4 protein-coding genes are annotated in these 9,475 nt (G+C 51.5%); 2 read left to right on the plus strand and 2 right to left on the minus strand.

The features are described 5' to 3' along the window. A partial coding sequence (locus HAL07_RS08025; RefSeq protein ID WP_503089850.1) for a PBECR3 domain-containing polyvalent protein occupies positions 1-780 on the plus strand: 780 nt, incomplete at its 5' end. Between the two features lie 117 nt (positions 781-897). Here HAL07_RS08025 and HAL07_RS05145 read toward each other — a convergent pair. Beyond that, complete coding sequence (locus HAL07_RS05145; protein ID WP_053945356.1) at positions 898-8,742, minus strand: outer membrane protein; 7,845 nt, start codon at positions 8,740-8,742, stop codon at positions 898-900. Between the two features lie 26 nt (positions 8,743-8,768). Continuing rightward, entirely contained in the window at positions 8,769-8,972 is a 204-nt protein-coding gene (locus tag HAL07_RS05150) for a hypothetical protein (RefSeq protein ID WP_053945357.1), read from the minus strand. 164 nt (positions 8,973-9,136) lie between these two features. On the opposite strand from HAL07_RS05150, the gene HAL07_RS08205 reads away from it, so the two are divergent. After that, positions 9,137-9,460 (plus strand): hypothetical protein, encoded by a 324-nt coding sequence (locus HAL07_RS08205; RefSeq protein ID WP_053945358.1) that lies wholly within the window; start codon positions 9,137-9,139, stop codon positions 9,458-9,460. Positions 9,461-9,475 lie beyond the last annotated feature (15 nt).

Below are 9,475 nucleotides of genomic sequence, written 5' to 3' on the forward strand. Positions count from 1 at the left end.
GGGGGAGGAAACAACAAGAAGCCATTTAGGGAGAGTGGAGGGAATGGAGGCGATAGAGCGGATAGTGGAGATGTATTCGACCCTAACAAGCCCCTAAGAAAAGTCAGCAAAGAGGACATCACCCCCGAGTTCTTAGAGGAGGTTAAGAGGCGCAAAAACGAGAAGGTGTGGCTAGGCGAGCTCACAAACCCGCAAATCATCGAACATTTAGGGTTTGACCCCAATAAGCCTGTTAAAATGGTTTTTGACGGGGACGCGCTAAAGCACATTGAGCAAAGGCATGGGGTGGATTCTAAACTAGCCAAGAATGGACAACCGCCTATCACGAGTGCAGACATCGCCATTTACCCGGACATCATCAATCATGGCGACTTAATGAAGGTAGAGGACACGCCTAAGGGCAAGTATCTTTTAATCGGCAAACAGATTAACGGGTATATGGCGGTGGTGGAGGTGATAGGCACGAAAAATAACCAATTAACCCTAAAAACGATGTATAAGGAAAACGGGAAACTAGCCAATGCCAAAGAGTTTAAAAAGTCCATCAGTAACCACGATGTGGCGGATTCACGCCCGCTAAACACGGGTGATTCCTTAGATACTGCTATGGACTTATCTAAGCCTACCACCCCAACCCTTAAAAAGCAAACCACAGCACAGGGGAAAAACTACCTAAAGAGCCTAAGCCCTGAAGAGTTAAAAAAGGCAGATGCACAAAAAAAACATGATGTTTCATGGGTTAGGATTTTTCAGTTTATTTTTCACTTTTGGAAAGGCTAAAGCAAGAAAGATCACTTAAAAACAAGAAAGGGGGCGTAGCCCCCTCTTAAAGACGAGCTTAAGGCAAAATCTAAAGGCAAACTCAAGGGAGCACAAGGCCCCCCCTTGGTTTATAACTTAGAAGTTATAAACATAGTTGAAGAAGACGGACACATTGCGTTTGTAAGCAATGTCTAGTTTTTGACCAGCGGCGCTCACACCCTTGAAGTAGTAGTTGGTTGCAAGGGGGATTCTCAAGCCGATTTCAAACCCATTGTGCTTATTGACATTGGTCCTAAAGCCAATGTTGATCGGGATTTGGAAGTAGCTCGTGTTCATTGTGGCATGCCCACCTGTGGCGTTAAAGGCATTCATCATGGCTTGGTAATAGCTTTGGCCTTTGACCGCCCAGCTAGAGCCCTCAAGCATCAACCCAGCAAATAAACCGCTGGTGTATTTGCCATCTTTGCTCTCATAGAAGTTGTAAAGCGCATCCACACCCGCCCCATAGACGAAGTTATCCAATTCGCTGGCATCGCTGGTCATGAAAGTGCCGTGTTGGTAACTGAAGTTGGCGTAGTAGCGCACACCCCAGCGTTTCTTTTTGCCAAAGAATTGTTTATAACCAAACTGCACATCGATGCCATACATGTTGCCATTGGAGTTCATGGTTTGCATGGGCATGTGAGAGGCAGTTCTGGTGGTTGCCACTGCCATGCTCTTCAGATCGCTGTTAAGCTTCATCAAGCTCGCCTTAGCGAAAGCAGAAGTCGATTGCAAATTCTGCAACAAGGTTTTGAGGGCGTTGATTTGCTGTTGAGGGTTGCCAGCGGGCATTTCAAAGAGCTTGCTACCACCCCCTTGTTTGTCAAGAGTCACCATGAGCACGCCGCTATGCGCCTCGCCTCCACCTTTCACCGATGCCATCACTTGGGCTCCGCCATTTTGTTGGGTTTGTCCTGCGCCGTTTTGTTGCATAAGCCCTGCGAGGGCGTTAACGACTTGATCTTGTAAAGAGCTGATATCGCTAACCAAGTTTGCAAGAGATTGTGTGGCGGCTGAGGGGTTAAGATTGCCGCTTTGCATGATGGTTTGATAAGCCGTTGCAATGGCTTTAAACACCCCTTGCCCATTGTTGCTGTCAAAATCGCTTTTCAAGCCGTTTAATTGAGCCATCAAGGCGGGCAAGTTGTAGTTGGCCGCCATGTACTCAGCCTGCGCTTGGGTAACGGTGGCGACCTCGTTAAGGTAGTTGCCGACCGTTTGGGAGTTAAACTGCGTGTTGCCCAATATGGTGAGTGCATTTAGGTTAGCGTTCATCGCATTTTGGGCTGTGATCGCCGCCTCAATTTGTTGCGCTTGTTTAGCGGCTGCAGAGGTACCGTTTTGGATCGCGGTGCTGGCGGCGGTGTAGGTCGCGCTGTTGGTTTTCATGTTGGCTAAAGTTTGCTCGATTTTAGCGATGATTTTGGACGGTAAAAGCCCCGTGCTAGAAAGCCCCGTGCTAGAAACATTGCCCCCACTCAAATCAGTGGCGCTGGGGTTTAATTTACTGAGCAAGCCTTGTAGGCTGGAGGCGTTGTTTAAAGCCGCATTTAAGATGCCCTGTATGCTGGCTTTAGAGCTATTGAGCATGGGTTGGAGCGTATTGCTGTTGTTGGTGTAGGTGCTAATTTGCTCCAAAACACTTTTGAGGGCGTTATCGACCACGGGTTGCATCATCGTTGTGGTGAGCGCAGAGTTAGACAGAGCCGCATTGACGGCAGCACTGAGTTGTGCTGGGGTGGCAGCAGTGATGGCGGCCCCTGCTTGGGTTACGTCTTTGATGGCAGAGACCCCTGGGTTTTGTTGTTGCAACTCATAAGCCACGAGTCCGGCAAAGGAAGCACTGCTTAGGGCGTTAGATTTAGGGATAGAAGCAGTGCTAGAAGTCTGGCTTTGCGCGTACTGCAAGGCAGCTTGATCGGTGTTTAACACCCCGCCTGTGTCGGTGGCACTAGAAGAAGAAGTGCTATTGCTCATGATCGCGTCTGCTTGGGTTACGATTTGGCTGATGATTTGGTATTCAGAGGGTTTAATGCCTATAGCAGTATCAGCAGCCGCAGAGCCCGGGAGAAGGACAGTGGAGTTGGCAGCAGCTGAAGCCACAGTGGAGGCTTGGATGGTTGTGTAAAGCGCTTCTAAAGTCTGTGCCTTTTGGATGAGCTGGGGGATCGCATTGACGATGTTGGCGCTGTTGGGGGCGATGTAGTTAGCCATGCCAGAGTTGAGGATTTGTAACAATCCCGCTAGAGATCCAGAGCCCCCATCTGTTTTAGCCCCGCCAGTTACGCCCTCAAGGCCCACGAGTTTTTGCGCCGCTTGCAAAAGGGTGACGGTGTTGGCTGCACTTGAGACACTGGGGGCGACATTTCCAGCATTCTCTTTGCCCACAATGCTTGTCAAAGCATTTTGTAGGCTTGTCCATGCCGCTGTCTTTGCACTGCTCCCCGTAAAATTATTATTAACAGCGGTCGCATCAATGGCAGTAGAGCTGTTGATGAGGCTAGCGGCAGTGGGGTTGTTCTCCAAAGCTTGCAAGACCTGCACCATCTTGCCGCTGTACTGATAGGTGAGACTCGCGTTAGTCGCGTAGTTGGTGCTGCCACCGGAGGTTTGGTTGAAATTAGACATCAAGTTTGCAATGGCAGCGTTGATAGCCCCCCCAGTGGCAGCTGTGATGTTGTTGCTAGGTTGGCCCGCACTGCTCAAAGTCGCGATGCTGTTTGTAAAATTAGTGTAGCCTGTGGAGGCAGCGTTGCCAGCAGCGTTGGATTGGATCGAACCAAACAAGCCGTTAAGATCGACAATCGCTTGCATGCCTTGCAACACGGTGGATTTATTGGTGGCCGCACCGGCTTGTTCTGTTGAAGCGGTCAAGAAACTAGAGAGAGAAGACACAGCCCCAGAGCCAGCAGCCCCACTAGCACCCGTAGAGAAAATCCCGGTGATGGTGCTGTTAGCCGTTTGCCCGGGGTTTAAGCCCAATGCGCTGTTCATGGTTGTGTAGGCGTTGCTGATGGTGTTAAAGCTCGAGGTGTTCGCGCTTGTGCCCCCAGCAGCCGTGGGCGCGCTCACGGGCGCAAAGTAGTTGGTGATGTTATAGACGCTTTTAGCGATGTTGTTTAATGCAGTTTGCGCCGCGCTCTGCTCAACGGTGGAGTTAGGGTTTAATAGAATGCTGCTGCTGGAGTTGCTCAAATCGGCGATCAAACCATTGTAATTGCTCAAATTCGCCATTTGATAACCCATGGTGCCATCCAAGCTGGCAAAGTTAGAGCTCATGTCGCTTGTGGGAGTGTAGGTGGTGACCCCATCTGCTGTCTTAGAGCTAAAGAGCGTGTTGCCCGTGGCAGTGTTGAACAAGCCCGTAGAGCTAGTAAGAGCCTTACCAGAGGCTTGCAAAGCCGTGGAGCTGGCGGCTTGGCTTTTGCCCATCACCAGCGCATAGGGGTTGTTGTCGATGGCCTGTTGTACTTGGGCTTGCAAGCCTTGGAGGTATTGCAAGCGGTTGAGCAAGCCTTCTAATTTTTGGGCATTCGCTTGACTCGCGGTTTGCAAGACATTGCCCATGCTTGTATTTTGTTGCAAGTAGTTTAGGATTTGCGAAGCCACGCTCGCCCCAGCTTGCGCCCCTGTGCTGGTGGGGGCGAGGTTGTTTAAGAGGGCGATGTTGTGGTTATAAGTGTTTAAATCTTGGATGAGCCCGATGACATTGCCAGCCACAGTGCTTGCGCTGTTGCTAGAGCTCACGCCTCCGTCTTTGAGCGCACTGATGAGTTGCCCTAGAGCTGTGGCAGCATTGGTGGCTTGGTTAAACGCCGCTGCATTGGTGCTATTGACACTGAGCAAGCTATTGCTAACTTGTGCTCCAGCCAACCCACTAGAGCCGGTGAGGCCAGCGTTGGCGTTGTATAGATTGTTGGCATCGTTTAAGAGCTGGATGACACCCGTAGCACTGGTCGCGGCACTGGCATCGCCCACTAAGGTTCCCATTTGTGTGAGCAAGCTTTGTGTCCCCGCTGGAGCGCTAGAGGACGCAAAGGCGATGGCACGCCAAGCGGTGAGGGCGTTGTAAAGGTCGCCACTAGAAGTCCCATTCCCCGGAGTTGTGAAGAACGCCTTGAGGGCATTCATATCTGCTGTCGAGATGTTGCCTAATGTCACGCCAGGGCCGATCGCGTTGCCCAATTTGATGAGCTCTTGCACAAAGAGCGTGGCATCTTCACCGGTTTTAAAACCAGATGCGGGGCTAGTGAGGTAGGCGAAGTTGTTGGCAGTGCTGCTGGTGTAGTTCATCACGCCATTGACAACCCCATTGGCAGTGCTACCAGCGCCATTGGTGACGCTAGTAGAAAAGGCGGTGGTGTAGTTGCTGCTGATGGCTGGGTTGCTAGCTGTCCCGCCCACGACATTGCCCAACAAGTCGGTGATGGTGTTTAAGTTCACCAAGTTTGTGAAGTAAGCGCTAGCCGAGGGGTTTTGTTGAAAGCCACCGCCCACGCTCGTAGAGCCGATGCCTTCAGAGGGGTTACCTTGCACTGCCCCGTTTTGTAAAACGAGGTTGCCGACATAAATATTGCTGATGTTGTTTAGGTTGCCCGCACTGGCAGTGGTTTGCGTGCCTGCAGCGAAGAATTTAGGGTCGGCTTTGAAAAGGGCGGCCACAGCGGTGTTGAGATTGTATAAGGTTGTGCCGCTGGTGTCGATCGCTCCTAGAGTGCTTAACGATTTAGAGAAGCTGCTGCTGGTGAAGGTTGTATTGCCCACTGCAGTTTTGATGGCATCTAAAGCACCTTGGATGCCATTAGCCGCTGTGGTGGCAAAGCCTAGATCGATGCCCGGTTTCGCCCCGGCTGCAGAAAGCAAGGAGCTTAGGGTGTTGGAGCTGAGTTGCACCCCACTACTATTCCATGTGGCGTTGGCGCCGTTGCCAAGTTCTTTCCAAGCGTTGTAGGCGTTTAAGTAGTTCTGCGCCTCGGCTTGCAAGGTTTGGATGGTCGTTTTGGGGTTGCTTGCCAAACCGCTCACGAAATCTTGTTGTTGGCTGGGGGTGAAGCTGGCTGCCACTTTATTGTCGTAAGTGGTGATCGCGCTTTGCGCAGTGGCGATGTTGCTAAGGCTACCCCCCACAATGCCAGAGCCCAAGAAAGTGCTCCCCCAAGCAGAAACAGCATTTGTAGTGACAGCATCGATTTTTGTGGCTAAATTGATGACATTTGTCACCTCTGTGCTGAGATCACTAATGTTGGTGTAGGCACTGGTAGCAGCGGTAAAGGCTGTTAGGGGGTTGGAAGTAGCAGAGTTGCCACTCATCCCCGCCGTGCCCCCAAGCAAGGAGACAATGGCGGCTTCTACCTGAGTTTTGTTAGGACCAGCCACTGTGATTTTGTCATCAATGGGACCTGCGGTGCTGCTCAAGCCGTTGAAAACCGTAGCTAGGGTGGTGGCAGTGGCAGTGGCACTGGTCGCCTTAATCGTGATCTCGCTTATGTTATCCACCACAAGTTGCAAGTTGGAGGCAAAATCGGTGGCTTTTGCCGCTGTGGCAGCAGCGGACATGCCAGCTGCGTCGCTGCCAGCGACTATGCCTTTTAGCTCAGTCATCGCACTCAAAGCTGCACTGATCTCAGAGATTGTGGCAGTGCCCTTAAAGGGGGTACCAGAACTCACCCCTAAATCCGTTGCAAGTGTCGCTAAACTCGGTGCGGTGATGTTGGCATTGCCTAGGGTACTTGAATTCAACAACCCCTTAATGGTACCGACGGTCTGGGCGATGAGCCCATTGTCCGCTTGGCTTGCACTCAAGGCTTGGTTCAAGCCGGTTAAAATCTGTGCTTGCGTGTCGGGCTTGATATTGTTATTAGGGTTAAGGGCAGCCCCGATGTAGGCGCTGAGCAACTCTTGCGAGCCATAGATCGCCTTGATTTGGTTGATGGTGGTCGCGGCTGGGTTGGTGGTGTTATCAGCACCTAAAAGGCTATTTGCCGCTGCATTTTGCAAGCCCACAGTCAAGATCTGCTGTGCAACAGACCCCCCACCTTTTAAGAGCCCGGCTAGAGTGCTTTGGCCACTGCTATAGGTGATGGCATTGCCTAGCAAGCTAGAGAGCGCAGTATACTCTGCCTTAGTGAGGGCGGTGGTGTTTGCCGCGCTTGTGGTGGTGTAGGAGGTGATGGTGGGGGAGGCGTTTGTCCCTGCGCCATTGATGGGGTATTGGCTGTTCTTATTTTGCGCAGTGCCTGAGCCATTCGTGGTCGTTGTGCTGCTGACATAAAGGGGGTTAGCCGCAGTGTTGTCGTTTGACACCCCTTTAAGTGCGCTCAAAGCGGCGTTGAGGGCGTTGAGCGCCGAAGAGGTGCCGTTTAAGGCGTTGTAAAGGGCTTGTGCTTGTGCATTGTTGCTAGACACACCCCCTTGGAGCAAATTAAATAGGCTACCACCGCCCACACTCACCGCAGTGTTGCCAGAATTGGTAAGTTGAGTGTACGCATCGCCAAACTGGACGAGGCTGTTGATGATGGCGGCGTTGGTGGTCGCATTGGTGAAAATGGCGGTGTAGCTAGGTTTGCTGGATGAGGCGTTGGTTTGGCTATCAGTGATCGCCTTAGCGATGGCATCGTAAGCGTCATAGACCGCTTTATATTGGCTGGGATTGACCAAGCCATTGAGGGCGGTTTGCAACTGGCCGGCGTTGGCGACCCCAAACCCATTTTTATTTAAAGCATCGATCGCCGCGGCCACTTGGCTGACACTCGCCCCATTTAAGATGTTGTTGGTGATGACATTTAAGTTGCTGCTTTGTGCGTTGTAAAGCGTGTAAGCGGCGGTGTAATTCGCGTTGGAGATGTAGTTGGTTGTGGTCGAATTTTGGGGAGTTTGGGTCGTGACGATCCCCCCATTCACAAGACCTTGCAAGGTGTCGATGTTTTGCAAGGCAGTGAGGGCTGCACCGGACACTGTGTAGGTGCTGTTGCCTAGAGTTTGTGGGGTGGCACCAAAGATGGCGGTGTTGGCGGTTACTTGATCGCTCGTGCCTAGGGCTTTGATGCCAAGAGCAGTAGAAAGAGTGTTGATGCTAGAGGCTAGACCGCTTAAAGAGCTGGCGTTGCCATTGTCACTGGCGATGCTATTGAGCGCGCCTAAAAAGGTTGCCCCCGTAGAGCCCACCGCCCCGCTAGAGCTGTAGTCGGCGACATAGTTAGCCACCCCCGTTGCCCCCGTGCCTGAAACATTGATGGCTTTGTTGATGTTGGTGATGGTGGTGTAAAGGCTGGTCAAAAGGGCATTGACTTGAGTTTGTTGCCCAGCGTTGTTGAGCAAAGAAGTACCAAGATTGCCCTTAGCCCCGCTGATGGCAGAGGCACCGTTTAAAGTCGTGTAGTAGTTGTTGGTGATGGCAGTGCCGGGATTTAAAAGGTTGTTTGCGCCTGTTGCCCCCGCCAAGGCGGTGCGGTAGCCATAATAAAGGCTGGCTAAGGAGAATTGATTTCCCAAGCTAGCTAGGGGGTTGGTGTAGTTGTAATTAAGGCCAACGCCATTGGAGTCGTTAAAATTACTCAACAAACCGTCTTTGCCGTAGAGATTGTAGTTGCTGATGGTGGGGTTGTTGTTAAGACCGCTGGTGGTGGCACCGGTAGTGGTGTTCCAGCTGCCCCCAGTGGTCCAAGTCCCAGAAGTCCCAAGCCCCACGGCATTGCCTTGGTCATTGACATAGATGGTGCCGGCTGCACTTGAGCCGAAACTGGTTTGCGTGGGGGAGGAGTTGGTGGGGTTATACTGCCCTCCTAGGATGCTGGAGACGGACTGCACGAGCTGATTTACATTCATGGGACCTTGAGGGGTGGAGTCCACCGCATCTAGGCTAGGCACAAAGCCAAAACAGCTGGCGAGGGCGAGGCTGACGGTGTACTTATAAGGTTTGCGTTTTGTGTTTTTTTTCATGGGTTGTTGCGTCCTTGAGGTTGGTGTTATTTAACTTGGCTGTAAGAGGGGATGCCGCCTTGAGGGATGGAAGTGGTCCCGCTATAATTGGTCACATTGTTGGTGTTACCACTGAAGTTAGGATCTGTGGCAGTGGCCGTGGAGCTCGCGCCCAAATAGGGGTTGCCATTGAGGGTTTGGGGCATCATCACCCCTCCCATCGCCCCATTCGTGCTTTCAGCTCTTGTCATATTCGAATACTGAAACCCCACACTTCCATAGAAACCGGAGTTTTCAGCAGAGAGCTACACAATTTGCAAAAAAGAGAAAAATTAAGCAAGCAATAAGCCTATTTATCCTAATATCCCATACTCGTTCGAGTGTTTTTATTTCTAAATCTCGTGAAAGGATTAACATGAATGTGAATGCATTTAAACCAAATCTTAGAAAACTCACTTTTCTTTCTCTAGGCATTGGCTTTTTAGCCCTGACTTCTCCGCTCTCTGCTGAAAACTCCGGTTTCTATGGAAGTGTGGGGTTTCAGTATTCGAATATGACAAGAGCTGAAAGCACGAATGGGGCGATGGGCGCGATGGGCGTAGGGCAACAACCCAATATGTTTGCCAACCAAGCTCCCGGAGCCAACCCTAATTTGGCCCCCACACCCTCTGGCAGCCCAAACAGCTACACCAAGCCACAGGCGAACGATACGCTCTGCGTAGGTGCCAACTGTAACTAGACAATCCTAACGCCG

Source organism: Helicobacter ailurogastricus, assembly GCF_001282945.1.
GTDB classification, from domain to species: Bacteria; Campylobacterota; Campylobacteria; order Campylobacterales; family Helicobacteraceae; genus Helicobacter; species Helicobacter ailurogastricus.